We start from the raw sequence: 25,188 nt of genomic DNA, 5'->3' as shown, positions 1-25,188 counted from the left end.
ATCAGCCGCGGGTCGCCTCCGCACGGTCGGGAGTCGGCAGCTCGCCCGGCACCTGCGGGGTGGCGGCAGGCAGGAAACGGCCGATCAGCAGCTGGTAGAGCCCGGCGCCGGCGAGTCCGCCGACGATGGGGCCGACGATCGGGATCCAGAAGTACAGATACCCCGTCTGATCGCGGAATGCGCCTTCGTAGCCCGTGAGGAAGCTGGCGAGCCGCGGCCCGAAGTCACGGGCCGGGTTGGTCGCGTATCCGGCGTCCGTGCCCCACGCCATGCCGATGCCGACGACGAGCAGGCCGATGACGAACGGCGCCAGGTTGGCGGCCGCGGGAGTGCTCGCGGCGTCGGCGATGGCGAGGAGCAGGAACAGCAGGATGGCCGTGCCGATCACCTGGTCGCGGAAGGCGCCCCACTCGCCGACCGGCAGCGTGCCATTGCCGGGCAGCGTGGAAAAGACGCCCTGGGTCCTGATGGTGAGGCCGGGGTCCGCGGCGTGCAGGACCTCGGTGTAGTTCCAGCGCACCAGCAGCGCGGCGACGAACGCGCCGAGGAACTGGGCGATCGAGTAGGGAGCCACCTTGCGCCACTCGAAGCCCTTGAAAGCCGCGAGCGCGATGGTGACGGCGGGATTGAGATGTGCGCCGCTGATCCGTCCGGCGACGTAGATGCCGAGCATCACGCCCAGGCCCCAGGACCAGGCGATGCTGTCGTGGTCGCCGATGCCGCCGCCGGCCACCTGGGCCACCACGCCGACACCGAACAGGATGAGAACCATCGTGCCGGCGAACTCGGCCGCGAGTTCGCCGAGCAGGCCGCGGGGGTTCCATCGTAGTGCCATGCGCCCTCCTGAAGGAGGCTGGTAGCCAGTTAGGAAGAAACGATAACAAACCCCGGTGCGTTTGGTCAGAGGGTTGTGGCGATGAGGCGTTGCAGGGCGGCGTGGGCGGGCAGGCCCTAGGTGGGCTTGCCGCCGGGGTCCGCCGCATGTTTCCTGCCCGCGGGTCGAACTTTTCCGGACCCGAGCCGCATCACCAGCGGGAGAACACATGCGGATCGGAGCAGGGCATGCCACGAGGCGTTGGGGAAAGCGGCGAGCGGACGGCGGGCGCGCTGCGGGTGCAGATTCTTGGGCCGTTGCGGGTCTGGCGGGGCGATGCCGAGATCGACACCGGGCCGCGGCAGCAACGCCGAGTCCTGGCGCTGCTGATGGCGCGGGAGGGCCGGCCGATCAGCACGGCCGGCCTGGTCGAGCAGCTCTGGGGCCACGACGCTCCGGCCAGCGCGGTGAACGCCATCCACAAGTACATCGGTGCACTGCGCCGGCTGCTGGAACCGGACCTGCGGCCGAGGTCCGCCGGGTCGTACCTGCTGCGGTTCGGCAACGGCTACCGCTTCGCGGCCGATGCGCGCACGCTCGACCTGATCGCGTTCCGCCGCCTCCTGTCGGAAGCGAGGTCGAAGCAGGGCCAGGGCCACGACGAGGAGGCACTGGACCGCTATGCCGACGCCCTGCGGCTGTGCCGGGGCTCGGCCGCCGAGGACCTGGCCGACAGCTCACCGGCCGTCGCGACGTTGGCGGCCATCGACGGCGAGTTCTACGACGCCGCCGTCGCCGCCACCGAGATCGCCGTCCGGCTGGGTCGCGCGTCACGGGTGCTGGAGCCGTTGCGGCTCGCGGCCAGGATGGGCCCGCTCAACGAGCCGATCCACGCCGGGCTGATCGACGCGCTGGCCGCCGTGGGCCGGCCGGCCGAGGCCCTGGCGGTGTACCAGACTATCCGCACCCGCCTGGCGGAGGAACTCGGCATCGATCCGGGGCCGGCCCTGCAGGAGGCGCGGCGCCGGGCGCTCACGTTCGCCGGGCGCACCGACGCCACGGACGCGGCCGTCATCGACGAGATCATCGAACTGTCCGGACGGCTTCCGCCGACGCTCGTGGTCCTGGTCGCGCCGCTGTGCTGTCGCTGCGGGCGGACGGCTACCGAGGCTGCGGCGGCCTGACATAGCTGAACCGGCACTCGACCACCCGGCCCAGCTGCTCGCGCAGCAGCCAGACCGCCGACGGCGGGCAAGGCGCGGGCTCCTCGTCGGCGGCCGGGCCGTGGGGGCGTAGCAACATGCGCGGAAGCAAAGCCGCCGGCCCGCGGAAGCGATCAAGTTCTGGGTAAGAGCGGTCCGCTAGGTTGGCCCGGTCCGCGACATCGGGTCGCGCTCAGGACGGTGGGTGGCGAGTTGACGACGGGGTTCAGCGCAGACGTACGCGCCGCGTTCCGCCGCGGTGAGAACGAGGCCGTGGTGCGGATGAGCGAGGCCGAGATCCTGCGCGCCCGCGCGGCCGGCGATCCGGCCGGCGAGGTGGAGGCCGTCTACAGCCTGGCCCGGGTGGCGATCCGGCGCGGCGACCTGGCCGAGGGCGACCGCCTGGCCCGGACAGCGCTGGCGGTGGCGGTCCGGGCCGGCGACCGCGCCCTCGAGGAACGGCCCCGGCACGTGCTGGCCGCGGTGGCGCGCATGGCCGGGGACCTGGAGCGGGCGCGAGAGCTGTATCGGTCGAGCATCGTGCTCAACGAGGAGCTGGGGAACGCGGAGACGGTCAACTCCGAGATGCACAACCTCGCCTTCTGCGAGCTGGGCCTCGGCAACCTGGGCGAGGCCCGCCGCCTGTTCGCGACGAGCCGCGAGCGGGTGTTCCGGGAAGGCTGGGACAGCTTCGTGCCGTACGTCTGCGTGGCCGGCGCCGCGCTCGCCTCCGCGGAGGGTGATCTTCGTCGCGCCGCGTTGATGGTAGGCGTGACCGACGCCGCCTTCGCCGCGCTCGGCCAGGTCCCCGACCCCGACGACGCCGCCGATCTGGCAGCCGTCGGCGCCGCGGCCGAGAAGGCGCTGGGCGCCGAGGCGTTCGACGCGGAGCGTGCCCGTGGCCGGGCGCTCGAGCCACGGGCCGCGTTCGCCCTTACGGAAGCTTGAGGCCGCGGTACACCGAGGGCGGCTCGAATCAAGGCAACAGCAGATACCGAAGGAACAACCGATATGAACAGAGCACAGCAGGCGTCCGCCGACCGGGTGGCGGGCGCGTGGTCCGACGCCATGGTGCGCATATACGGCGAGAACTCCAACGGCCGGGCCGTCTGCGACGATGGCGCGCTCGCGCTCGTGTCGGACGCCGGCTTCGCGTCGCTCAACACGGCGTTCGTCGCGACGGCGAACCCCGGCCCGGAGTCGCTGGAGCCGCTGCGCCGGGCGGCCGACGACGTGCGCGGGGCCGGGCGGCCGTGGTCGATCGTCGTGCGAGGCGCGGCGACCGGCCCCGTTGCCGATCTCGCGGCGCGGCTCGGGCTCACACAGCGCGGCGACCTGCCGTTGATGGCCTGCGCCGCCACCGACGCGGTGCTGCGCGCCGGCCGCGAGCACAGCGCGTCGGTCCGGGCGGCGGACGCCGCCGAGCACGACGTCTACACGAGGACGGTGGCCGCCGGGTTCGAGGCTCCCGCCGAACTGTTCGGCACGTTGATGGGCGCAGACCTGCTGGCCATGCCGAAGGCGACCGCATACCTCGCCGGCCCGCCGGATCGGCCGACCGGGACCGGGCTGCTGGTCCGGGGCTCCGGCGTGTGTGTCCTGTTCAACATCGCGGTCGTTCCGGGCGCACGTGGTCATGGGCTGGGCCGGGCGCTGACCGCCCGGGCGATGTCGGACGGGTTCGCCGGCGGCGCGGACACCGCCGTCCTGATCAGCTCGCCGGCGGGCCGGGCGCTGTACGAGTCGATGGGCTTCCGCCTGGTGGAGACCTGGACGGCGTTCACCGCGGCACCCTGAGCGGCCGGCGTGTCACTCGAGGACGCCCTCGTGGAGGTGGGCGAACAGGTCTGTGTTGTGGGAGTAGTCGACCCGGGCATCGATGATGGTGACGCCCGGCTCGGCCAGCGTCTCGTGGGACAGGGAGGCGCGCAGCTCGGTCTCCAGCTGCTCCATCGAGTCGACGCGCACGCCGCGGGCGCCGAACGCGCCGGCGTACTGGGCGTGCACGCCGTGTGCCGACAGCGTGTCGATCACACGCTGCGCCGAGCGCACCGGAGCGGTACCCATGTCAGCCTCCTTCGGCCTGGCGGATCTGGCCGGCGATGTTGGCCGGGGTCAGGTTCGAGGCGAGGAACTGTGGTGTCCGGGGCAGGCTCACGTGCAGCTCGGAACGGGCGCTGATCTCGACGCTGCCGCGCTCGACCCGGAAGTCGAGCGCGTGGCCGCCGCGCCGGTGGTCGCCGTCGATGAAGTGCAGGTGGTACCCGGCGACGGAGATGCCCTGCTCGTAGTCCGGGGTGCGGTACCCGGCGAGGGTGCCGTCCACGCCGTCCAGCACGGTCTCCTGCTGGCCCTTGGTCGCCTCGGTCAGCGGCGGGTACGGCGGGCGCTGCTCCATCACCGTGCGCGTGCGGATCTCGCGGAACGTCCCGGCGAGCCGCACGGCATACACCAGGTTGACGCTGGCAAGCGCGCCGTCGATGAGCGCCTTCACGGCCGCACGATCGCTGCCCGGCGGCACCGGGATCCGGGTCTCGGGCGTGAACCACGTGACGGCGGCGAACGGCGTGCGGTCGGTCAGTTCGGCGATGCGGGCGCTGCCGTCGGCGCGCAGGTGGTGGCAGACGCCGTCGAGGATCAGCATCTCGCCGTCGAGCCGGTTGAACGTGCCGAGGCCGAAGTCGCCGTGCTCGAGCAGCTCGCCGATGGTCACGTCGCCGTCGTACACGCCGTCGAGCAGCGCGCCCATGGTCGAGGTCTGGTACACCTCGCGCGCGACGTCCGAGCCGCCGCCGTGCACCCCGGCGACGTGCGCCAGCGTCGCGCGCGCCCACCGGCGGAACGCGTGGTACGAGCTGTTGGCCGCGCTCATCGTTCAACGGTGTCGAGGCGCGGGCGGCGGCGCGCTCACCCGCATTAGGCGAACGTCGGTGTGCCGGTCCGGTCCAGGGCCGCGAAGGTCAGCTCCGCGATGTGCTCGGCGGTGAGGCCGCAGCGCTCGAGCACCTGGTCGCGGCTGCCGTGGTCGAGGAACTCGATGGGGGTGCCGAAGCTGCGCACGGGCACCCAGACGTTCTCGTCGCTCAGCGCCTGGCCGACCATGGCTCCGACGCCGCCGGCGCGGACGCCGTCCTCCACGGTGACGACGAGGCGGTGGCGGGCGGCGAGCCCGGGCAGGGCCGGGTCGAGCGGCTTGACCCAGCGGGGGTCGACGACCGTGACGCCGTATCCGCCGGCGGTCAGCCGGTCGGCGACCGAGCAGCACAGGTCGGCCAGGGAGCCGACCGAGACGATCAGCACGTCGGCGTTGCCGGGCCGGCGCAGGATGTCCATGGCGCCGACCCGCCCGACGGCGGCGATCGGCGATCCGGCATCGCCCTTCGGGTAGCGGATCAGCGTCGGGGCGTCCCGCACCTCGACGGCCTCGCACAGCTGGGCGCGCAGCTGCACCGCGTCGCGGGGTGCGGCGATGCGCAGCCCGGGCACGACCTGCAGTACCGACAAATCCCAGACACCGTTGTGGGACGCGCCGTCCTCGCCGGTCACGCCGCTGCGGTCCAGTGCGAACGTCACGCCGCAGCGGTGCAGCGCAACGTCCATCAGCAGCTGGTCGAAGGCCCGGTTGAGGAAGGTGCCGTACACCGCGACGACCGGGTGCAGGCCGGCGGTGGCCATTCCCGCCGCCGCGGTGACGGCGTGCTGCTCGGCGATGCCCACGTCGAAGCAGCGGGCGGGGAAGCGCTCGGCGAACGGCTCGAGCCCGGTCGAGCGCCGCATGGCCGCGGTGACGGCCACGATGTCCGGGCGCTGCGCGCCGAGGGTCACCAGCTGCTCGGCGAAGGCGTTGGTCCAGTTCTCCGGGCCGGGCGGGGCGGCGTCGATGGGCTTTACCTGGTGGTAGCGCTCGTCGGCCCGTTCGGCCTCGGGGTGGCCGCGGCCCTTCTCGGTGATGCAGTGCACGACGACCGGCCCGGGGCAGCGCTTGGCCCGGCCGAGGGCGACCTCCAGCGCCGGCTCGTCGTGCCCGTCGATCGGGCCGATGTACTGCAAACCGAGGTCCTCGCACAGGGCCAGGTGGTCGGCCAGGCCGCCGACCGTGGGCTGGTAGGAGCGGCCGTTGTCGTTGACCACGATCACCAGCGGCCGGTCCTTCTGCGCCGCGATGTTGTTCAGCGCCTCCCACACCATGCCGCCGGTGAGCGCGCCGTCGCCGACGACCGCGACCACGCAGCCGTCCACACCGGACAGCCGGCGCCCGTTCGCCAGCCCGTCGGCCCAGCTGAGCGCGGTGGACGCGTGCTGGTTCTCCACGATGTCGTGCGCCGACTCCGACCGCGACGGGTAGCCGGACAGCCCGCCCTGCCGGCGCAGCAGGGCGAAGTCCTGCCGCCCGGTGAGCAGCTTGTGGACGTAGGACTGGTGGCCGACGTCGAAGACGATCGCGTCGCGCGGCGAGTCGAACACCCGGTGCAGGGCGATGGTCAGCTCGACGACGCCAAGGTTCGGCCCGAGGTGGCCACCGTTGCGGGACACCGCGGCGACGAGATGGGCGCGGATCTCCGCGGCCAGCCGCGGCAGCTCGCCGGCGTCGAGGCTCCTCAGGTCAACCGGACCGCGAATGGAGGCCAACACGCTCATCAGTGGCTCCAGTCGGTGTCGATGTGGTCCAGGTGCGCGCGCATGAGCGTCTCCGCGGTGGCGCGGTCTCGTGCGGCGACCGCGTCCAGCAGCGGGCGATGCTCGGCGGCGGACGCGACCAGGGCCCCGCTCTCGGCCAGGGCGCGCAGATTGAACAGGCGCGTCTGGTCGCGCAGCCGGGCCACCTGTTCGGTGAGCCGACGGTTGCCGCACGCCTCGACCAGCAGGAGGTGGAACCGGCGGTCGGCGTCGAGGTTGCCGGCGAGGTCGCCCGCGGCCGCGGTGGTCTCGATCCGGTCGACCAGCTCGTAGAGGGCCTCGAGCCGCTCGCCGAGGTCCCGCTCGGCGGCCAGGCCCGCGGCCGGCACCTCGAGCAGGTATCGCAGCTGCGTGATCTCGGCCAGGTCCGCCTCGGTCAGCGCCACCACGCGGTAGCCGCGGTTGGGCGCGACCTCCATCAGCCCGTCGTCGACGAGCGCGAGCATGGCTTCGCGGACCGGGCTGTTCGACACGCCGAGCTCGGCGGCGAGGGAGCCGGCCGAGTACACCACGCCGGGCTCGAGCCGGCCCGTGACGAGCGCCTGGCGCAGCGCGGTCAGGACCTGGTCCCGCAGGCTGGTGCGCTGCACGGATGGGAGCATGCAAGTAAAATATTACCGGTTACATGTCAGTGCAAGTGGTCATGGCCGGCGGGACGGTCCGCCAGCAGGTGCACACGGGCGGTGATCTCGCCCGCGGCCACGGTGCCACGGGCGGCCAGCACGTCCTCCACGGCGCCCAGCCAGTGCTGGTAGTAGGTCGCCTCCCCCGCCGCGATGCGGGCGACGAGCGCATCGCGGAACTGCGACCAGCCGAACACGCCCGCCTCGTGCAGCGCGACCACCATGCCGAAGGCGCGGCTCTCCCACGGCTCGGCGAACAGCAGCTCCCCGTTGGTGCGCGGCGGTGCGGCGGCGCCCTCGATGTCCAGCGGGGCGCTCACGGCGCCTGCACCTTCGCCACGCCGACCATCGCGTCGCGGGTCACCAGCGGCACGAGCTGCTCCTCGGTCAGGTGCTCGGTGCCGGCCGGGCGCTCGGGCAGCACCAGCCAGCGCACCTCGCTGGTGGAGTCGTGCACGACGATCCGCACGTCGTCGGCGAGCTCGAGGCCCATCTCGGCGAGCACCGTGCGCGGCTCGCGGACCACGCGCGAGCGGTAGGCGGGGTCCTTGTACCAGCTCGGCGGGAGCCCGAGCACGGGCCACGGATAGCACGAGCACAGGGTGCAGACCACGACGTTGTGCACGGCCGGGGTGTTCTCGACGACGACGATGTGCTCGCCCTGCGAGCCGGAGAAGCCCAGCTCCTCGATGGCGGCGGTGCCGTCGTCGAGCAGACGCCGGCGGTACTGCGGGTCGCTCCACGCCCGGGCCACCACCTTGGCGCCGTTGAGCGGGCCGATGTTCGTCTCGTAGTCGGCGATGATCCGGTCCAGCGCCTGCGTTTCGATGAGGCCGCGCTCGGTGAGCAGCTGCTCCAGTGCCTCGGCGCGCAGCGCGACGGGTGGCCGTTCGCTCACGCGGCCGCCTCCAGGTAGGACTCGAACAGCTCGGCGGTGACGGCGAAGTCCTCGCCGCCCCACAGCTCCCGGGCGTCGAAGCGGACGGTGTACACGTGCTGCGGGTTCTCGCCGAGGAACTCGGCGTTGGTGTCCGGCAGCACCGCCGCCGGCTGGATGAGCTCGACGACGCCGGCGTGCCCGCGCAGGTACCGCGGCAACCGCGTGTGGCCGGGCGACGACATGTCGCGGGTGCGGACCCGCTGGCCGGTGGCAAAGGCCGGCGCGGCGTCCACGGTGCGCAGCGAACCGGGGGCGGCCGGCGTGTAGCCGGGCCGGTTCGGCTCGGGCACCGGCGGCTCCGCGACCTTCTCCCCGCGCAGGTTGCGTGCCCGGGCGTCGACCGCGTCCGGCGCCAGGATCGCGCTGTCGTCGAGCATCAGCTCCGCGCCGTTGAGCCAGCGCCCGAAGTACCCGTCGCCCAGGTAGCCGGTCCGGTCCAGGCGTTCGAGCGCGTACCGGTACGCGTCGATGTTCCGCCCGGACACCCGGATGGCCAGCACCCCGAGCGCGAGCGCCCGGCCCTGCCATCGCTCGGCGAAGACGGGCTCGTCGGCGCTCGGCGGGTGCACGGGGCCCCAGCCCTCGGTTCCGCCCATGTCGGCGATGCCATCCACGCGAGCACGCTACCCAGCTTTCGGCTCGCCACACCTTCGGTCAGGCGAAGCGGGTGGCGGCGTCGGCGCGCAGGGCGGCCTTGTCGACCTTGCCGCCGGTGCTCAGCGGGAGCTCGGGCAGGGCGACCAGGTGCTCGGGCCAGTTCTGCTTCGTCACGCCGGCGGCGTCGAGGTGGGCGCGCAGGTCGTCCAGGTCCAGCGGCGCGCGGGTCACCACGTAGGCGCAGGCCCGCTCGCCGAGCACCGGGTCGGGTGCGGCGACGACGGCGACCGCGGCCACCGAAGGGTGTCCCGCCACCGCCTCCTCGACGACCAGGGCGCTCACGTTGTGGCCGCCGCGGATGATGAAGTCGGCGATGCGGCCGGTGATCGACAGGTAGCCCTCGGCGTCGAGGGTGCCGATGTCGCCGGTGACCAGCCAGCCGTCCGGGCGGAAGAGGGCGGCGTTCGCGGGCTCGTCGTCGAGGTAGCCGGGGGTGCAGCCGGGGCCGTGCGCGGCGACCTGGCCCTCCGCGGCGTTCTCGCCCGAAGGGTCGAGCAGGCGCACGCGCATGCCGGGGATGGGGCGCCCGGCGGTCGTCAGGCGCTGCCGGGGCGGGTCGTCGAGCGAGGTCACCGAGATCGGGCCGGCCTCGTTGGAGCCGTAGAACTGCAGGACGGCGCAGCCGGTGCGCTCCTCGAACTCCCGCGCGCGGGCCAGCGGCACGCGCTCGCCGCCGGTGAACATGACGCGCAGCGACGACAGGTCGGCGCCGGCGAAGTCCGCGTGGTTCAGCAGCATGATGAACTGGGCGGTGACCGCGCACAGGACCGTCACGCGGTGGCGCTCGATCAGGCGCAGGGTCTCGGCGGCGTCGAACTCGGCGGTGAGGACCGTCGGGTAGCCGTACATGGCGGGGACGACGTGGGCGCTCCACAGTCCGAAGCCGTACGGGGCCGGCAGGACACTCGCGAAGACCTCGTCGGGGCCCATGCGGGCGGCGGCGTGCGCGAGGGGGCCGAAGTACTTGCGGTTGTCCATCGTCTGCCGCACGACCTTCGGGCGGCCGGTGGTGCCGGAGGTCGAGTTGAGGAAGAACACGTCCCCGGCGCCGAGGCCGGCGCCGGTGAACGGCCGGGCCGCCGGCGAGTCGAGGGAGAGCACGACGTGGCGGGGTGCGCCGCAGCGGGCGGCGATCTCGGAGCCCGGGCGGCCGCGGTGGTACTCCCGGGTGGCCAGCGCCGCCGCGCCGGTCTTGGCGAGCAGGTGGGTGATCTCGGCGTCGCCGGCGCGAGGGCCGATGCCGACCGTCACCAGGCCGGCCTTCTGCGCCGCCAGATACGCGACATGGGTGAGCGCGCCGCCGGTCAGCAGCACCGCGATGCGGTCGCCCGGCGCGAATCCGGCGTCGGCATAGGCCTGTGCGAGGCGGCCGGACAGGTCGTCGTACTCGGCCCAGGTGAACGTGCCCTCGGGTGCGTGGAAGGCGACGCCGGCGGGGTCGTTGCGGGCCACCAGCTCGGCGATCGTCGTCGGCTCAGACACCGGCTCCCCCGTCCAGGCGCAGCACGGCGCCGGTGGCGAAGCGGGCCTCGGGCGCGCCGAGGTACGCGATCGCGGCGGCGATCTCGGCGGGGTCCGCGACCGGCGGGTCCAGCAGGGCCCGGGCGTGCCCGTCGAGCCTCGGATGCGGGTTTGGTACCGGAGTGAGCCCGCCCCGCAGCGGGGTGTCCACGGAACCGGGGCAGACGCAGGCGACCCGGACGCCGTCCGGCGCGTACTCGACGGCGAGGGAGCGGCTCAGCGCCACGACGCCGCCCTTCGCGGCCGAGTAGGCGGCGCTGTACCGCCAGCCCCGCACCCCGGCGAGGGAGGCGACGTTGACGATGGCGCCGCGCGCGGCGACGAGGTGCGGCAGGGCGGCCCGGCAGACCAGGAACGTGCCGGTGAGGTTCACGCCGAGGATGCGCTCCCATTCGGCGAGGGCCACGGCGGTGGTGTGCTGATAGGAGGCGACGCCGGCCACGTTGGCGACGAGGTCGAGCCGGCCGCACCAGGAGGCGGCGCGGGCCACGGCGGCGGCGACCCCGGCCTCGTCGCGCACGTCGCAGGCGAGGGGCAGCACGCCGTCCTCCGCCGGGACCGCGGCGACGTCGAGGGCGGCGACGCGGGCGCCCTCGGAACGCAGCCGCTCGACGGTGGCGGCGCCGATGCCGGAGGCGGCGCCGGTCACCAGGGCGACCAGGCCGTCGTAGCGGGCACCCGTCATCGGGGGCCGCCGTCGCGCATGGTGCGGGCGTCGTGCCCGGCGAGGGAGTCGCCGCCGACCTCGGCGTTGTGCGCGTGCGCGACGTGGTGCAGGCCGAAGACGGAGTCCATGCCGGCGCGCAGGCCCATGAGGTCCTCGGCCTGGTTCACGGCCTTCTTCGTCAGCGCCAGGCCGAGGCGGGGCATGGTGGCGATCCGGTTGGCGATGTCCATGGTGGACGCCTCCAGGTCGGCGCGGGGCACGACCCGGTTGACCATGCCGAGGGACAGGGCGCGCTCGGCGGGCACGCGCTCGCCGAGGAACAGGAACTCCTTGGCCTGGCGGGGACCCATGACCCACGGGTGCGCGAAGTACTCCACGCCGGGTATGCCCATGCGCACCACCGGGTCGGCGAAGAAGGCGTCGTCGGCGGCGATGATGAGGTCGCAGCACCAGGCGAGCATGAGGCCGCCGGCGATGCAGGCGCCCTGCACCATGGCGATCGTCGGCTTGGGCAGCTCACGCCAGCGGCGGCACATCCCGAGGTACACCTCGGACTCCCGCGCGAAGCGGGACTCCGCGCCGGGCTTGCCGACGTGGTCCCACCACAGGCCGGCGCGGCGCGGGAAGGTGACGTCGATGTCGCGGCCGGGGGTGCCGATGTCGTGGCCGGCGCTGAAGTGTTCGCCGGCGCCGCCGAGGACGACGACCTTGACCTCGTCGTCGTCGGCGGCGCGGGAGAAGGCGTCGTCGAGGGCGTAGGTCATGGCGGAGTTCTGGGCGTTGCGGTACTGCGGCCGGTGCAGCGTGACCACCGCGACCGGGCCCTCGGTCCGATAGAGAACGACGTCTTCCTCGCTCATGAGGCACCTCCGGGAAGGTCGAGGGATGCGGCGATGCGGTCCAGGCGCGCGCCGGTCGCGGCGAGGGCCTCGAGGGCCCAGGCCCGCTTGGCGTAGCGGTGCAGCTCGTACTCGACGGTGTAGCCGATCGCGCCGTGGCACTGGATCGCGGCGCGGCCGGCGTCGTGCGCGGCCTCGGCGGCGAGGACGACGGCAGCGTCGACGGCCCGCCCGGCGTCGGTGTCGTGCTCGACGGCCCAGGCGGCGGCGAGGACCTCGGGTGCGGCGAACTCCAGGCCGAGGGTGGCATCGGCGAGGTGGTGCTTGACCGCCTGGAAGCTGCCGACGGGCGCGCCGAACTGCCGGCGCTGCTTGACGTAGCCGACGGTCAGGTCGAGCATCCGCCGGCCGAGGCCGACGAGCTCGGCCGCCAGGGCGAGCCCGGCGCGCAGTTCGGCGCGGCGCACGAGCTCGGGGCCGGCGGCGAGCACCTCGGCACCGGTCGACCAGGCGGCGGCAAGAGTCGTGTCCACGGTGGCGGCCGGGTCGCCGGCCGACGCGCCGATCCGGGCGACTCCGTCGTCGAGGTGCAGGACCCAGTCGGCGTTGCCCAGGAACGCGAACGGGGTCAGGCCGCGCGGGCCGGCGAGCGCGACCCGGGCCCGGCCGGCGGCCGCGTCGGCGGCGCGGGGGTCGCCGGCCCCGGCGAGCAGGGGCGCGGCGACGAACGCGGTGGCCGAGAACGGCAGGGCGACGGCCGCGTACCCGGCCGCCTCGAGCACGCCGACGAGGTCGGTCTCGGCCAGGCCCAGCCCGCCGGCGTCGGCGGGGACGAGGGCGGCGAAGACGTCCATGCCGGCCAGGGCGTCCCAGTCGGCGGCGGCGAGCGGCTCCCGCACCGCCTCGGCGAGGGCGGTCTGGTCGTCGGTCGGGGCGAAACGCACGGCGGCAAACCTCTCAGGCGCGGGGCAGGCCGAGCACGCGCTCGGCGACGATGTTGCGCTGGATCTCGTTGGTGCCGGCGTAGATCGGGCCGGCGAGGGAGAACTGGAAGCCGCGGGTCCACGGCGTGTCGAGGACCGCCTCGGCGCCGAGGAGCTCCAGGGCGACCTCGTGCAGGTCGATGTCCAGCCGCGACCAGTAGAGCTTGTTGAGGCTGGACCGCGCGCCGGGCGGGCGGCCCTCGACGAGGCCGGTGACCTGGTGGAGGGTGAAGTGGTGATACGCCCGGGCGCGCAGCCAGGCGCGGGTGACCCGCTCGCGGGTCGCCGGGCGCAGCCGGTCGGCCTGCGCGACGGCGAGGGCGACGAGCCGCTCGGCGGTGTGCAGGAAGCGGCCCGGCGAGCGCAGCGTGAGGCCGCGCTCGGAGCCGGTGGTCGCCATCGCCACCCGCCAGCCCTCGTCGACGCCGCCGAGGACGGCGCCGTCGGGCACGAACACGTCGTCGAAGAAGACCTCGGCGAAGCCCTCGTCGCCGTCGAGGCGGCCGAAGCCGCGCACGGTGACGCCGGGCGCGTCGAGCGGGACGAGGAAGTAGGTCAGGCCGCGGTGGCGCGGCGCGGCCGGGTCGGTGCGGAACAGGCCGAAGAGGTGGGTGCAGAACGCGCCGCGGGTGGTCCACGTCTTCTGCCCGGACAGGCGCCAGCCGCCGTCGGCGCGCTCGGCGCGGCTGGCGATCGCGGCCAGGTCGCTGCCGGCGCCGGGCTCGGACCAGCCCTGGCACCACAGGTCCTGCGCGGCGGCCATGCGCGGCAGGAGGGTGTCGCGCTGCTCGGGGCTGCCGAACTCGAACAATGTCGGTGCGAGCAGGAAGATGCCGTTCTGGGTGACCCGCTGGGGCGCGCCGGCGGCGTAGTACTCCTCCTCGAAGACCAGCCACTGCCAGAGGCTGGCGTCGCGCCCGCCGTACTCCTTCGGCCAGGACACCACGGCCCAGCCCGCGTCGAAGAGGCGCCGCTCCCACTCCAGGTGTGCGGCGAAGCCCTCGCGGGTGTCGCCGGAGGGCAGCGGGGTCGCGGGCACGTTGGCCCGCAGCCACGCCCGGGCCTCTTCGCGGAAGGCGGCCTCCGCGGGGGTGTCGGAGAGGTCGACCCGCGTCATCGCCCGAACTCGTCCCGGACGCGGTCGGCGACCCCGGTGAGGTTCAGCTCGAAGGTGAACCCCTGTTCGTAGCGGTAGCTACGCTTGGGATCCCACGGGTCGATGCCGTTGAGCGACTCCTTCGCCGCGCGGATGACGTGCGGGTCCTTGCCGGCGATGTCGTGCGCGATCTCGAACGCCGCCGCGCGCAGCTCGTCGCGGGGCACGACGCGCAGCACCGAGCCGAACGCGTGCAGCTCGGCGGCGGTGGCCGAGGCGGAGGTGTACATCATGGCCCGCATCTTGTGCTGCGGCACCAGCCGCGACAGGTGCGTGGCCGCGCCGAGGGCACCGCGGTCGACCTCCGGCAGCCCGAAGGTGGCGTCGTCGGCGGCCACGATGATGTCCGCGTTGCCGCACAGGCCGATCCCGCCGCCGAGGCAGAACCCGTGCACGGCCACGATGACGGGCACCGGGCAGTCGTACACGGCGGCGAACGCGGCCGCGCAGCCCCGGTTGACCCCGACCAGCGCGCCGAAGTCGCGGGCCGCCTGCAGCTCCTTGATGTCGACGCCGGCGTTGAAGCCGCGGCCCTCGGCGCGCAGCACCACGGCCCGCACGCCCGGGTCGGCGCCGGCCGCGTCCAGCGCCGCGGCGAGGTCGAACCAGCCCTTGACCGGCAGCGCGTTGACGGGCGGGTTGTTCATGACGATCTCGGCGACGCCGCGCTCGTCGGTGTTGGACTCGATCATGCGTCCTCATCGGTGGTGAAGGTCGCCCAGCCGTACACGGCGACGGTCCCGTCCTGTTTCGTGCAGGTCATCTCGACGTCGAGCAGCCGCTCGCCGCCGTCGCCGGCCCGGCGGCCGGTGACGGCGCCGTCGCAGGTGAGGGTGTCGCCGGGGAACACGCGGGCGGCGAAGCGGACCCGGAAGGCGCGCACGTTCTGCGCGCCGAACCGGTCGGTGGCCCAGGTGGCCAGGAAGCCGGCCTGCAGCATGCCCAGCGACAGCGGGGCGTCCAGCCCGGCCTCGCGGGCGAAGCCCTCGTCGTGGTGGATCGGGTTGAAGTCGCCCGAGGCGCCCTGGTAGCGGACCAGGTCGGTACGCGTCAGCGGGCCGACCACGAACGGCGTCATCCGGTCTCCACCCCCGTCAGGCGCGCGGTGGCGACGAGCCGGCCGGCCTCGTCGCGGAACTCGGTGACCATCACGGCGAACGCGAGGGGGCCGGAGCGGCCCTCCTTGCGGGTCACCGACTCGATCCGGGACTGCCCGACCAGCCGGGTGCCGGCGCGCGGCGGCGGGCCGTGGAAGACGAACTCCTGCTCGGCGTGCAGGCCGCGGTGCTGGTCCATCGCCACCGCCGCCCACGGGTCGCTCGCGCCCGACTGCCAGAAGAACGCGGTGGTCAGGAACGTCGGCGGTACCACCGGACGCTCCTCGTCGAGGTAGGCCGGATTGGCCGAGTGGGTCGCCGCCGCGAACTCGCGGATCTTGCCCCGCTCGACGTCGAGGACGAAGGGCTCGCCGGTCACCCCGGCGGCGCTGTCGTCGACCATGGAACCTCCTAGGGGTGCTGGCTGCTGACGGAGACGACCTCGCCGGTCATGTACGTGCTGTAGTCGCTGGCCAGGAAGACGATCACGTTGGCGACCTCCCACGGCTCGGCCGGCCGGCCGAAGGCCTCGCGGGTGGCGAGCTCGGCGAGCAGCTCCTCGCTGGTGACCTTGGCCAGGTGCGGGTGCATCGCCAGGCTGGGCGCGACGGCGTTGACCCGCACCCCGCCGCCGGCCGCCTCGACGGCGGAGACCCGGGTGAGCGCCATGACCCCGGCCTTGGCCGCGGCATAGTGCGCCTGCCCCTCCTGGGCCCGCCAGCCGATGACGGAGGCGTTGTTGACGATGACCCCGCGCCCGCGCGGCATCATGTGCCGCAGCGCCGCCCGGGTGCAGCGGAACGTGCCCGTCAGGGTCACGTCCAGCACCGCGGACCACTGCTCGTCGGTCATGTCGACGATGTTGGCGGTGCCGCCGAGGCCGGCGTTGTTGACCAGCACGTCGAGGCCGCCGAGCCGGTCGGTGACGGTGTCGAAGAGGCGCTGCACCTGGGCCTCGTCGGTGACGTCGCAGGGCACCGCGAGGGCGCCGAGGCGCTCGGCGGCCTCGGCGAGGCGCCGCTCGTGGCGGTCGCTGATGGCGACGGTGGCGCCCTCCTCCGCGCAGCGCTCGGCGGTGGCGTAGCCGATGCCGGTGCCGGCGGCGGCGGTCACGAGGACGGTGCGCCCGGCGAGCAGGCCGTGGCCGGGGGTCTTGCTCAGCATGCGATCACTCTACCAAGCGCTTGTTTGGTTTTCTAGCCACGTCCAGCGGTACCGCGGTGGCCGCCGTCGTGGACAGCGCGGGGCGGCCGGGCTCGGCCTCGGCCAAGGGGGCGACCTCGCGCAGGGTGGCCCGGCTGCGGGCGGCCAGCTCCTGGTACACCCGAGTGCCGTTGGCCTTCCAGGCGATCTCCTGCACGGTCAGGTCGCGCACCACTCCGGCCGGCGAACCGGCGACGAGCGTGCGCGGCGGCACCACGAAGCCGGCCTTCACGAAGGCGTGCGCGCCGACGAACGCCTCGTCGCCGACCTCGGCGCCGTCCATGACCACCGCGTTCATGCCGATGAGCACGCCGGTGCCCGTCCGGCAGCCGTGCAGCACGGCGCCGTGCCCGACGTGCCCGTCGCGGCCGAGCACCGCGGTGGTGCCCGGGAACGTATGGAAGACGCAGGAGTCCTGCAGGTTGGAGCCGTCCAGCATCTCGATGCGCCCGAAGTCGCCGCGCAGGCTCGCCAGGGGGCCGACGTAGCAGCCGGCGCCGACGTGCACGTCGCCGATGATCACGGCGGTCGGATGCACGAAGGCCGTCGGGTGCACCACCGGCACGACGCCCTCGATGGCGTAGAACGGCATCAGGCCAGCCGTTTCAGCGCGGCCTCGGCCTCGGCCATGATCCGCTCGACGAGCTCGGCGCAGCTGGGCAGGTCGTCGATGAGCCCGGCGACCTGGCCGCTGGCCATCACCCCGGCGTCGGCGCGCCCGTCGACCATGGCGGCGCGGATGAGCATCGGCGTGTTGGCGGCCAGCAGCACCTGGTCGTAGCGCAGCCCGTGCCCGCGCATGGCGCGCCCCTCCCGCAGCAGCGACAGCCACGACCGGCCGGTCAGCTTGCGAAACGCCCGGGCGCTGCCCACGGCCCGGGCCAGCCGCCGTCCACCGCTGCGCGCGGCGAGCGCGTCGACGAACGGGGTGCGCAGCACGCGCTGCGGCACGCCGTCCAGCGCCTCGGTGACCACGGTGCCGGTGACGGTGGCCTCCAGGTAGCGGCGCTTGACGTCCTCGGCGATCGGGCTGTCGGTGGTGAGCAGGAACCGGGTGCCCATGGCGATGCCGGCGGCGCCGTAGGCGAGGGCGGCCACCAGGCCGCGGCCCTCGTAGAAGCCGCCGGCGGCGATGACCGGGATGTCGACGGCGTCGACGACCTGCGGCAGCAGCAGCGAGGTCGGCACCGGGCCGGTGTGCCCGCCGCCCTCGCCGCCCTGGACCACGACGGCGTCGACGCCCCAGGCGGCGACCTTCTCGGCGTGGCGGCGGGCGCCGACGGAGGGCACCACGACCAGCCCGGCCGTCTTGAGCCGCTCGATGAGCTCCGGCTTCGGGGCGAGCGCGAAGGAGGCGACCCGCACGCCCTCCCGGATGAGCAGGTCGGCCCGTTTCATGGCGTCGGGCGCGTCGGCGCGCAGGTTGACCCCGAAGGGCCGGTCGGTGCGCGCCCGCACGTCGGCGATCGCCGTGACGAGCTCGTCGTAGGAGAGGGTGGCACTGGCCAGGATGCCCAGGCCGCCGGCGTTGGCGGTGGCGGCGGTGAGGCGGGCGTCGGAGACCCAGCCCATGCCGGTCTGCACGATCGGGTACCGCACCCCGAACAGGTCGCAGATCGGCGTGTGCAGCGCCGCCGGGCTCACCCGGCCACCTCCCGGGCGCGCACGCCGGCGGGGTCGATCACCTCGCGGATCAGCTGCAGCTCGGCGTCGCTGGGCTCGCGGGTCCGGGGCACCTCAGCGGGTACCACCAAATCGAAATCGGTGGCGTCCAGCACCTCCTGCACCGTCACGCCGGGGTGCACCGACACCAGCCGCATGCGGTGGTCCGCGGTGGCGAAGTCGAACACGCCGAGGTTGCTCACGACCCGCCGCAGCTCGTGGAAGCGCCCGGCGTCCGGGTTCGCCGCCGCCCGGTCGTAGCCGACGCCGCTGACCATATCGACGACGGCGACGAACGAGCGCTTGCCGTGGCGCGGCACCCAGTAGCTCGTCGGGTGGTTGACCGTGTTGCCGGGCGCGCCGCGCACGCCGAGCAGCTGGCGGGTCGGGCGGGCGAAGTCGCCGATGGCGGAGATGTTGGCGTTGCCGTACCGGTCGATCTGGCTCGGGCCCATCATGACGTGCCTGCGGCCGCCGTAGAGCAGGTCGAACACGGCCCGGAACGGGATCCAGCCCTCGATCATCGGGGGCGCCTCGCCGATCGCCCAGGTGCCCCGGGCCAGCATCGCCTCGCCGTCGGAGAGCAGCAGGTCGGGCTCGAACGTGGCGCGGGCCAGCCGGGCGGCGATCATCGGCACCAGGCCGATGGGGCTGGCGAGGATCTCGCCATCGCCGCGCCAGGCTTCCGCGCAGGCCACGATGCAGATCTCGGCCCTGGTAGCTGTGCTCATGCGGCAACCCCCCGGTGCTCGACGGCCGCGCGGTAGGCGTCCTCGTCGCCGGCCAGGTAACGCTCGTAGAACTCGGTCCAGCGCTGCGGGTCGGCGGCGGCGTCGGCGTACTCGCGCTGGAACGCCTCGTCGCGGCCGTAGTCGGGATCGCACGAGGTGAAGTGTGCGCCGCCGGGCGCCTCGACGACGCCGTGCACCATCCAGCGCTGCAGCAGCAGGGTCTGCACGGGCGCCTGCCGGGTGAGCTCTTCCGTGGGCACGATCCGCTCCACGGAGACGTAGGCGCGCTCGGCTGCGGTGCAGAACAGGTCGTCGAAGTACGGATCGGGGCCGAGGTACTGGGCGTTGCCGTGCTCGTCGGCCCGGTTGAGGTGCACCAGGGCCGCATCGAGGTGCAGCGCCGGTATCGCGACCAGTTCCTCGCCGCCATAGGGCGAGGCGACGGTGCGCAGCCCCGGGTTGACCCGCAGCACGTCGGAGCCGAGCCCGACCCGGCTGGGCAGGAACGGCAGCCGGCAGGTGGCCGCGTAGAGCCCCCAGCGCAGCATCCCCTCGTCGTACTCGCTCACCTCGAGCGCTCCGGCCTGCCGGGCCGCCCGGAAGTGCGGTTCGAGCGGGATCGAGTCCAGCGACACGAAGCCGTACACCAGGTGCCGGACCTTCTTCGCCGCCAGCAGCAGCCCGACGTCGGGTCCGCCGTAGCTCACGACGGTGAGGTCGGTGAGGTCGGAGCGCAGGATGGCTCGCACGAGGGCCATGGGCTTGCGCCGCGACCCCCACCCGCCGATCCCGATGGTCATGCCCGAACGCAGCCGGGACACGACCTCGTCTGGGGACATCTGTTTGTTCACCATTGCTTTTAGGCCGCCTAACTCCCGCAGGCTGACTTGCCCGATGACCGTACCAAGCGCTTGCTTGATTACGCTACACTCGGTTTCTCACCGGGTCGGTACACTCCGTGCTTGGGTTCGGCGGGATATATCACCTTCTCTGTAAAGGACACGGGATGGCGCGGGAATCTGGGGACCGGCGCGAGCGGATTCTCGCCAGCGCGGCGGCGCTGTTCGCCAACAAGGGCGTGGCCGCCACGACGGTCCGCGAGATCGCCGACGAGGTCGGCATCCTCTCCGGCAGCCTCTATCACCACTTCGAGTCCAAGGAGGCGATGGTCGACGAGATCGTCACCTCCTACCTGGACGACCTGCGGACGCGGTACAAGCGGGTGATGGCCGCCGACACGGACCCCCGCACCCGGCTGCACGACCTGATCGTGGCCTCGCTCGAGGTGGTCGAGGCACACCCGCATGCCACCGAGATCTACCAGAACGACGTCAACTACCTGATCCAGATCGAGCGTTTCGGATACCTGCGCAACGCCGGCAAGGAGGTCCAGGCCACCTGGCTGGAGGTCATCGAGGCCGGCATCGCGCAGGGCGTGATCCGCGACGACCTGGACCCCAAGATCCTGTACCGCCTCATGCGTGACGCGGTGTGGCTGTCCGTGCGTTGGTTCAAGCCCACGGCGGCGTACCCGATCACCCGCCTGGCCGAGGACTGCACGTCACTGTTCCTGGACGGCCTCGCCCGCCGCTGACCAGCGCGTTTGCCCCTTCGAGGGGCGGGTATCCGCCTCCGATGCCTACCCTCACCCTCGACGACCTGCACGCCTGGCTGGAGCAGCGCCGCCGCGACGGCCAGGTCACCTACGACCCGCAGCAGCGCACCGTCGCGGTCCTCGGCCATCCGGAGACCCTCGCGGTGCTCGGGGACGCTGCGACGTACTCCTCCGACCTCGACGAGCTCACGCCCGACCAGGAGGACTTCGAGCTGTTCCAGCGGGGCAACTTCGTGCGCATGGACCCGCCCCGCCACGACATGCTGCGGCGGCTGGCCGGCCAGGCGTTCACGCCCCGGGTGGTGGCCAACCTGGAGCCGCGCATCGTCGAGGTGACGGAGGGGCTGCTGGAGGCCCGCCGCGGCGAGCGCGGGTTCGACCTGATCGAGGACCTGGCGTACCCGCTGCCGGTCATCGTGATCGCCGAGCTCCTCGGCATCCCGGCCGAGGACCGGCCGCTGTTTCGCAGCTGGGCCGACCGCCTCTTCGAGCGCGACGACGCCGGGCCCGACGAGTCGCTGCCGCAGCTGGCGAACGAAGAAGCCGTGGCGGCGCTCGCACCGGCGATCCGCGAGATGAACGCCTACCTGCTGGCGCACATCCGCGCCCGGCGCGCCGCGCCCGGCGACGACCTGACCAGCCGGCTCGTGCAGGCCGAGGCGGACGGCGCGCGGCTGTCGGACGAGGAGATCGTGGGCTTCGTCGGGCTGCTGCTGCTCGCCGGGCACATCACCACGACCGCGACGCTGGGCAACACGGTGCTGTGCCTGGACGAGCACCCGTCGGCCGGCGCGGACGTGCGGGCCGACCCGGCGCTGCTGCCGGGGGCGATCGAGGAGGTCATCCGGCTGCGCACGCCGTTCCCGCGCCTGGTCCGCCGGGCCACCGCCGACACCGAGCTCGCCGGGGTGGGTATCCCGGCCGGCGCGCTGGTCGTGCCGTGGCTGGCCGCCGCCAACCGCGACGAGCGCGTGTTCGCCGAACCGGACCGCTTCGACCCGCGGCGCACCCCGAACCCGCACCTGGGCTTCGGCCACGGACTGCACTTCTGCCTGGGCGCGCCGCTGGCCCGCCTCGAGGCGAGGGTCGCGATGGGCATCCTCCTGCACCGGTACGCCGACATCGCCGTCGACCGCGCCCGGCCCGCCTCGTTCCGCAACCCGTGGGTGATGGTCAGCCCGACCAGCCTGCCCGTGGCGGTGACGCCGGCTGATTCTATGGTCGGGCGGTGACGCATCTTATGGTTTGGCGGTGACGCACGAGAAGGAGATCGTCCAGCCGGTCGACCTGTGCCGGCCCGACGGGCGGCTCAACCCCGCCGCGGTCGGCTGGAGCCGGCGCCCGCTGCACCGGGCCAACCTGCGCGGCTGGGGCCGGGCCAAGCGGTGGGAGTACTGGGGCATCGTCACGCCTGCGCACATCGTCGGGCTCGTCGCGTCGTCGCTGGACTACGCGGGCGTGCACGGCGTCTACGTGCTCGATCGCGCCACCGGCGACGAGCTTAACCACGACGCGGTCGTGCCGTTCGCCCGAGGGGTCGAGCTGCCGGCGCGCAGCGGGGCCGGGCGCGTCGTCGCGCGGGGCTCCGGGCTGACCATCCAGATCGACCAGGGGCCCGGCGGCAGCGTCATCCACGCCACCGCGCCGGGCGTCGAGGTCGACCTCGACGTGCCGCTGCCGCCGGACCACCAGTCGCTCGGCGTGGTCGTGCCGTGGGGGCCGCGCCGTTTCCAGTACACGGTCAAGGACGTCGGACGGCCCGTCCACGGCACGCTGCGGCTCAAGGGCGTCGAGCACCGCGTCGGCGACGATGCGTTCGCGGTGCTCGACCACGGGCGGGGCAAGTGGCCGTACAGCGTGCGCTGGAACTGGGCGGCCGGCAGCGGGCCCGGGCGCGCCATCCAGCTCGGCGGCGCCTGGACGGACGGCACCGGCCTGACCGAGAACGCGCTGTTCGTCGACGGGCGGTTGCACAAGATCGGCGCCGAGCTGCAGTGGACGTACGACCGGAATGACTGGCGCCGGCCGTGGCGCATCGCCGGCGAGCGGGTCGACGCCCGCCTCGAGCCGTTCCACGAGCGCGTCGCCCGCACCAACCTCGGCGTGATCGCCAGCGAGACGCACCAGTGCTTCGGCCACTTCTCCGGCTGGGCCGAGACCGACGACGGTTCGCGCATCGACCTCGACGGGCTGACCGGCTGGGCCGAGGAGGCTCGTAACCGCTGGTAGTCCGATAACCACTGGTAGTCCGATAAGTCCGGCGCTGGCGCGCCTGACTTATCGGACATTTCACGATTTTCTATGCCGTGTCATGGTCTCGTGCCGGGCGGTGCAGGGGAAGGCCGAACGCGGCGAACAGGTCGGCCCGATGGAAGTCCATGACCGCCGACACGCCGGCCGCCGTGACCGTGGGCACGTGGATCGAGTGTGCGTGGAACGCGCCGTCGCCGCCGCGGTTGTACCACGCGAAGGCCCGCCCGCCGTTGGCGAGCGTCTCCACCATGATCCGTTTGCCCACGCCCCGGGACATCTTGGCCTTGAGCAGGCCGAGCACCGCGTCGCGGCCGAGGAACCAGGTCGGGATCGGCGGCATCTCCCACCGCGTGTCCCGGGTGAGCAGCCCCTCCAGGGCGGCGAAGTCGGCCCGCTCGAACGCCGCCGCATAGTCGTCGAGCAGGGCCCGGCGCACCGGCTCGGCCGGCTCGCTGAACTGCTCCTCCTCCGGCGCGAGCCGGGCCATCTCGGCCCGGGCCCGCTGCAGGGAGCTGTTGACCGCCGCGGTGGTCGTCTCGAGCAGGCCGGCGACGTCAGCGGCCGGCCAGGCGAGGACGTCGCGCAGGATGAGCACGGCCCGCTGCTTCGGCGGCAGGTGCTGCATCGCCGCGACGAGCGCCAGGCGCAGGCTCTGCCGCGTGCCGACGATCCGCGCCGGGTCGGCGGCCAGCATCAGGTCCGGGAAGGGCTCCAGCCACGGAGTCTCCAGCGCGTGCGGCGCCAGCCGGTCCGGATCGGCGCCGGGGGCGCCCAGCGCGGAGGGCACCACCCGGCGGCTGCTGTGCTGCAGGGCGTTGAGGCAGACGCGGGTGGCGATGCGGTACAGCCACGTCTTGACCGACGCCCGCCCCTCGAACTCCCCGAAGCCGCGCCACGCCCGAAGGTAGGTCTCCTGGACCGCGTCCTCGGCGTCGTGCAGCGAGCCGAGCATGCGGTAGCAGTGCGCGACCAGCTCGCCCCGGTACTGCGCGAACTCGTCCTCCAGGTTCATACCTGCTCCGTCACCAGCTCCCGCTCGCTCGCCGGCGTCTGCGGGCCGGTGCCGCGCCGGGTGGCGATGCCGAGGCCGGCGAGCGCGCCGAGCAGTGACAGTACGCCGCACACGGCCAGCGCACGGGTGAACCCGGTCGCGAAGGCGCCGTAGCCGCCCGCCGCCGCGAACACCGCGGCCAGGACGGCGACCCCGGCGACGCCGCCGAGCTGGCGCATCATGCTGTAGATGCCGGAGGCGATGCCCACCGCCTCGCGGGGCAGCGCGCCGATGCTGGCGCTCTGCGTCGCCGGCATCGCCATCGACACCCCACATCCCGCGACGATCAGCGGCAGGATCAGGTCGGCGTAGTCCGCACGGCCGTTCGCCGCCTGGCTGATCCAGAACATGCCGGCGCCCTGCAGCGCGAGCCCGGCGACCACGAGCGGGCGCTCGCCGATCCGGTCGACCAGCCTGCCGGCCACCGGCGCCACGATGAACAGCGTCGCCGTCCAGGGCAGCAGCTGCAGGCCGGCCTTGAGCGGCCCGGAGCCGAAGGCGACCTGCATGTACTGCGCCATGAAGAACACGGCGCCGAACAGCGCGGCGGTGAGGAAGAAGCCGGCCGCGTTGCCGGCGGTGAAGGCCGGGTGGCGGAAGAACGACGGCGGGACCATCGGCTGCGGCGCGCGCCGCTCCCACACCACGAAGCCCAGCAGCAGCAGGGCGCCGAGCACGAACGAGCCGACGACCTCCGCGCTGTCCCAGCCGGCCTGGGCGCCGCGCACGGTACCCCACACGAGCCCGAGCACCGAGAGCGTGATGAGCACCGCGCCGCCCGGGTCGAGCCGGCGGGCGGCGCCGCGGCTCTCGGGGACGAAGCGCAGTACCAGCGGAATGGCCACGACCCCGACCGGCACGTTGATCCAGAAGATCCACTGCCAGGCGAGCCCCTCGGTCACCGCGCCGCCGATCATCGGCCCGCCGAGCACCGCGAGCCCGGTGAGCCCGCTGAACACGCCGATCGCCCACCCCCGCCGGTGCGGCGGGAACGCGGCACCGAGCAGGCTCATCGCGAGCGGCATCACGACCGCGGCCCCGACGCCCTGCACCGCGCGGGCGGTGACCAGCATCGGCACGGAGGTCGCCAGCGCACAGACGACGGACGCCGCGGCGAACAGCCCGAGCCCCGCGGCGAACGTCCGCCGCCGCCCCCACCGGTCGCCGAGCGCGGCCGCGCTCATGAGCAGCATGGCGAAGCTGAGGCTGTAGGCGTTGACGGTCCATTCGAGCTGCTCGACGCCGGCGCCGAGATCGTTGCGGATGGTGGTGAGCGCGGCCGCGACGACGAGCACGTCCAGCGCCACCATGACCGACCCGATCGAGGTGAGCGCCAGCACCCAGCGCTGCTCGGCGGTCGTTCGTTCCTTGCCGTTCACGAGGGTCCTCCCCCAGTTGTTCCGTTGTCATGAGTACTGACAACGGCGGCATCGCAAACTCATCGCGGCGATGAGTCCGTCCCGTCCGCCCGGTCTGTACCGGTGACGCAACCCACAA

General features: G+C 73.5%; 30 protein-coding genes. 6 read left to right on the top strand and 24 right to left on the bottom strand.

What is annotated here, in order from left to right; genetic code table 11:
* Position 1: 1 nt before the first annotated feature.
* The gene (locus ABD901_RS19535) at positions 2-835 is read right to left on the bottom strand and encodes an MIP/aquaporin family protein (RefSeq protein WP_345128512.1); all 834 of its coding nucleotides are present in this window, start codon (positions 833-835) and stop codon (positions 2-4) included.
* 227 nt (positions 836-1,062) lie between these two features.
* On the opposite strand from ABD901_RS19535, the gene ABD901_RS19530 reads away from it, so the two are divergent.
* Complete coding sequence (locus ABD901_RS19530; protein WP_345128511.1) at positions 1,063-1,998, top strand: AfsR/SARP family transcriptional regulator; 936 nt, start codon at positions 1,063-1,065, stop codon at positions 1,996-1,998.
* Here ABD901_RS19530 and ABD901_RS19525 read toward each other — a convergent pair.
* Entirely contained in the window at positions 1,976-2,116 is a 141-nt protein-coding gene (locus ABD901_RS19525; protein WP_345128510.1) for a hypothetical protein, read from the bottom strand. The two genes, ABD901_RS19530 and ABD901_RS19525, sit on opposite strands and share 23 nt — an antisense overlap.
* A gap of 113 nt (positions 2,117-2,229) precedes the next feature.
* On the opposite strand from ABD901_RS19525, the gene ABD901_RS19520 reads away from it, so the two are divergent.
* Positions 2,230-2,964, top strand: coding sequence for a tetratricopeptide repeat protein (locus ABD901_RS19520; protein ID WP_345128509.1), 735 nt, complete (start codon positions 2,230-2,232; stop codon positions 2,962-2,964).
* A gap of 63 nt (positions 2,965-3,027) precedes the next feature.
* Positions 3,028-3,813: a GNAT family N-acetyltransferase gene (locus ABD901_RS19515; RefSeq protein ID WP_345128508.1), complete on the top strand. Its 786-nt coding sequence runs from the start codon at positions 3,028-3,030 to the stop codon at positions 3,811-3,813.
* Between the two features lie 12 nt (positions 3,814-3,825).
* On the opposite strand, the gene ABD901_RS19510 is transcribed toward ABD901_RS19515, so the two are convergent.
* From ABD901_RS19510 to ABD901_RS19415, 20 genes are read right to left on the bottom strand one after another with little or no spacing between them, the layout of a single operon-like run.
* Positions 3,826-4,083 (bottom strand): hypothetical protein, encoded by a 258-nt coding sequence (locus tag ABD901_RS19510; protein ID WP_345128507.1) that lies wholly within the window; start codon positions 4,081-4,083, stop codon positions 3,826-3,828.
* Position 4,084: 1 nt separating this feature from the next.
* Positions 4,085-4,888: an acetolactate decarboxylase gene (budA, locus tag ABD901_RS19505; protein ID WP_345128506.1), complete on the bottom strand. Its 804-nt coding sequence runs from the start codon at positions 4,886-4,888 to the stop codon at positions 4,085-4,087.
* A 44-nt stretch (positions 4,889-4,932) separates the two neighbouring features.
* Positions 4,933-6,654 (bottom strand): 1-deoxy-D-xylulose-5-phosphate synthase, encoded by a 1,722-nt coding sequence (locus ABD901_RS19500; RefSeq protein WP_345128505.1) that lies wholly within the window; start codon positions 6,652-6,654, stop codon positions 4,933-4,935.
* Positions 6,654-7,295 carry a GntR family transcriptional regulator gene (locus tag ABD901_RS19495; RefSeq protein ID WP_345128504.1) on the bottom strand — a complete coding sequence of 214 codons (642 nt, stop codon included), beginning with the start codon at positions 7,293-7,295 and terminating at the stop codon, positions 6,654-6,656. The genes ABD901_RS19500 and ABD901_RS19495 overlap by 1 nt, the downstream gene beginning before the upstream one ends.
* A gap of 26 nt (positions 7,296-7,321) precedes the next feature.
* Positions 7,322-7,636, bottom strand: a complete 315-nt coding sequence (locus ABD901_RS19490; RefSeq protein ID WP_345128503.1) for a nitrile hydratase accessory protein — start codon at positions 7,634-7,636, stop codon at positions 7,322-7,324.
* Positions 7,633-8,214: a nitrile hydratase subunit alpha gene (gene nthA / locus ABD901_RS19485; RefSeq protein WP_345128502.1), complete on the bottom strand. Its 582-nt coding sequence runs from the start codon at positions 8,212-8,214 to the stop codon at positions 7,633-7,635. The genes ABD901_RS19490 and nthA overlap by 4 nt, the downstream gene beginning before the upstream one ends.
* Entirely contained in the window at positions 8,211-8,870 is a 660-nt protein-coding gene (gene nthB / locus ABD901_RS19480; protein ID WP_345128501.1) for a nitrile hydratase subunit beta, read from the bottom strand. Before nthB ends, nthA begins: the two co-directional genes overlap by 4 nt.
* 40 nt (positions 8,871-8,910) lie before the next feature.
* Positions 8,911-10,395: a class I adenylate-forming enzyme family protein gene (locus ABD901_RS19475; RefSeq protein WP_345128500.1), complete on the bottom strand. Its 1,485-nt coding sequence runs from the start codon at positions 10,393-10,395 to the stop codon at positions 8,911-8,913.
* Entirely contained in the window at positions 10,388-11,119 is a 732-nt protein-coding gene (locus ABD901_RS19470) for an SDR family NAD(P)-dependent oxidoreductase (protein ID WP_345128499.1), read from the bottom strand. The genes ABD901_RS19475 and ABD901_RS19470 overlap by 8 nt, the downstream gene beginning before the upstream one ends.
* The gene (locus tag ABD901_RS19465; protein ID WP_345128498.1) at positions 11,116-11,961 is read right to left on the bottom strand and encodes an enoyl-CoA hydratase; all 846 of its coding nucleotides are present in this window, start codon (positions 11,959-11,961) and stop codon (positions 11,116-11,118) included. Before ABD901_RS19465 ends, ABD901_RS19470 begins: the two co-directional genes overlap by 4 nt.
* A complete protein-coding gene (locus ABD901_RS19460) occupies positions 11,958-12,884 on the bottom strand; it encodes an acyl-CoA dehydrogenase family protein (protein WP_345128497.1) in 927 nt (308 codons plus the stop codon). Before ABD901_RS19460 ends, ABD901_RS19465 begins: the two co-directional genes overlap by 4 nt.
* 13 nt (positions 12,885-12,897) lie before the next feature.
* The gene (locus ABD901_RS19455; protein ID WP_345128496.1) at positions 12,898-14,040 is read right to left on the bottom strand and encodes an acyl-CoA dehydrogenase family protein; all 1,143 of its coding nucleotides are present in this window, start codon (positions 14,038-14,040) and stop codon (positions 12,898-12,900) included.
* On the bottom strand, positions 14,037-14,771 hold the full coding sequence (locus tag ABD901_RS19450; RefSeq protein ID WP_345128495.1) for an enoyl-CoA hydratase family protein: 735 nt from the start codon (positions 14,769-14,771) through the stop codon (positions 14,037-14,039). The genes ABD901_RS19455 and ABD901_RS19450 overlap by 4 nt, the downstream gene beginning before the upstream one ends.
* Positions 14,768-15,157 (bottom strand): MaoC/PaaZ C-terminal domain-containing protein, encoded by a 390-nt coding sequence (locus ABD901_RS19445; RefSeq protein WP_345128494.1) that lies wholly within the window; start codon positions 15,155-15,157, stop codon positions 14,768-14,770. Before ABD901_RS19445 ends, ABD901_RS19450 begins: the two co-directional genes overlap by 4 nt.
* Complete coding sequence (locus ABD901_RS19440) at positions 15,154-15,579, bottom strand: FAS1-like dehydratase domain-containing protein (RefSeq protein WP_345128493.1); 426 nt, start codon at positions 15,577-15,579, stop codon at positions 15,154-15,156. The genes ABD901_RS19445 and ABD901_RS19440 overlap by 4 nt, the downstream gene beginning before the upstream one ends.
* Positions 15,580-15,587: 8 nt before the next feature.
* On the bottom strand, positions 15,588-16,340 hold the full coding sequence (locus ABD901_RS19435; protein WP_345128491.1) for an SDR family oxidoreductase: 753 nt from the start codon (positions 16,338-16,340) through the stop codon (positions 15,588-15,590).
* A gap of 4 nt (positions 16,341-16,344) precedes the next feature.
* Positions 16,345-16,971 (bottom strand): gamma carbonic anhydrase family protein, encoded by a 627-nt coding sequence (locus ABD901_RS19430; protein WP_345128489.1) that lies wholly within the window; start codon positions 16,969-16,971, stop codon positions 16,345-16,347.
* Positions 16,971-18,023: an NAD(P)H-dependent flavin oxidoreductase gene (locus tag ABD901_RS19425; protein ID WP_345128486.1), complete on the bottom strand. Its 1,053-nt coding sequence runs from the start codon at positions 18,021-18,023 to the stop codon at positions 16,971-16,973. Before ABD901_RS19425 ends, ABD901_RS19430 begins: the two co-directional genes overlap by 1 nt.
* Positions 18,020-18,772 carry a CoA-transferase subunit beta gene (locus tag ABD901_RS19420; RefSeq protein WP_345128484.1) on the bottom strand — a complete coding sequence of 251 codons (753 nt, stop codon included), beginning with the start codon at positions 18,770-18,772 and terminating at the stop codon, positions 18,020-18,022. Before ABD901_RS19420 ends, ABD901_RS19425 begins: the two co-directional genes overlap by 4 nt.
* Positions 18,769-19,626, bottom strand: coding sequence for a CoA transferase subunit A (locus ABD901_RS19415; RefSeq protein WP_380133998.1), 858 nt, complete (start codon positions 19,624-19,626; stop codon positions 18,769-18,771). The genes ABD901_RS19420 and ABD901_RS19415 overlap by 4 nt, the downstream gene beginning before the upstream one ends.
* Positions 19,627-19,778: 152 nt before the next feature.
* Here ABD901_RS19415 and ABD901_RS19410 point away from each other — a divergent pair, with 152 nt between their 5' ends.
* The 3 genes from ABD901_RS19410 to ABD901_RS19400 are packed head-to-tail and all read left to right on the top strand — an operon-like array spanning position 19,779 to position 22,616.
* Positions 19,779-20,366, top strand: coding sequence for a TetR/AcrR family transcriptional regulator (locus ABD901_RS19410; protein ID WP_345128480.1), 588 nt, complete (start codon positions 19,779-19,781; stop codon positions 20,364-20,366).
* A gap of 41 nt (positions 20,367-20,407) precedes the next feature.
* Entirely contained in the window at positions 20,408-21,619 is a 1,212-nt protein-coding gene (locus ABD901_RS19405; RefSeq protein ID WP_345128477.1) for a cytochrome P450, read from the top strand.
* Positions 21,620-21,638: 19 nt separating this feature from the next.
* The gene (locus ABD901_RS19400; RefSeq protein ID WP_345128474.1) at positions 21,639-22,616 is read left to right on the top strand and encodes a DUF2804 domain-containing protein; all 978 of its coding nucleotides are present in this window, start codon (positions 21,639-21,641) and stop codon (positions 22,614-22,616) included.
* A 70-nt stretch (positions 22,617-22,686) separates the two neighbouring features.
* Here the strand turns inward: ABD901_RS19400 and ABD901_RS19395 are convergent, their stop codons facing one another.
* Together ABD901_RS19395 and ABD901_RS19390 are read right to left on the bottom strand one after the other, a co-directional pair.
* Entirely contained in the window at positions 22,687-23,652 is a 966-nt protein-coding gene (locus ABD901_RS19395; protein WP_345128472.1) for a sigma-70 family RNA polymerase sigma factor, read from the bottom strand.
* A complete protein-coding gene (locus tag ABD901_RS19390) occupies positions 23,649-25,070 on the bottom strand; it encodes a DHA2 family efflux MFS transporter permease subunit (protein ID WP_345128470.1) in 1,422 nt (473 codons plus the stop codon). The genes ABD901_RS19395 and ABD901_RS19390 overlap by 4 nt, the downstream gene beginning before the upstream one ends.
* Positions 25,071-25,188: the final 118 nt, after the last annotated feature.

The sequence above is a fragment of the Dactylosporangium darangshiense genome (genome assembly GCF_039537565.1).
Classification (GTDB): domain Bacteria; phylum Actinomycetota; class Actinomycetes; order Mycobacteriales; family Micromonosporaceae; genus Dactylosporangium; species Dactylosporangium darangshiense.
The sequence above is the reverse complement of the archived record's forward strand: the minus strand, read 5'-3'. Positions and strand labels throughout refer to the sequence as shown.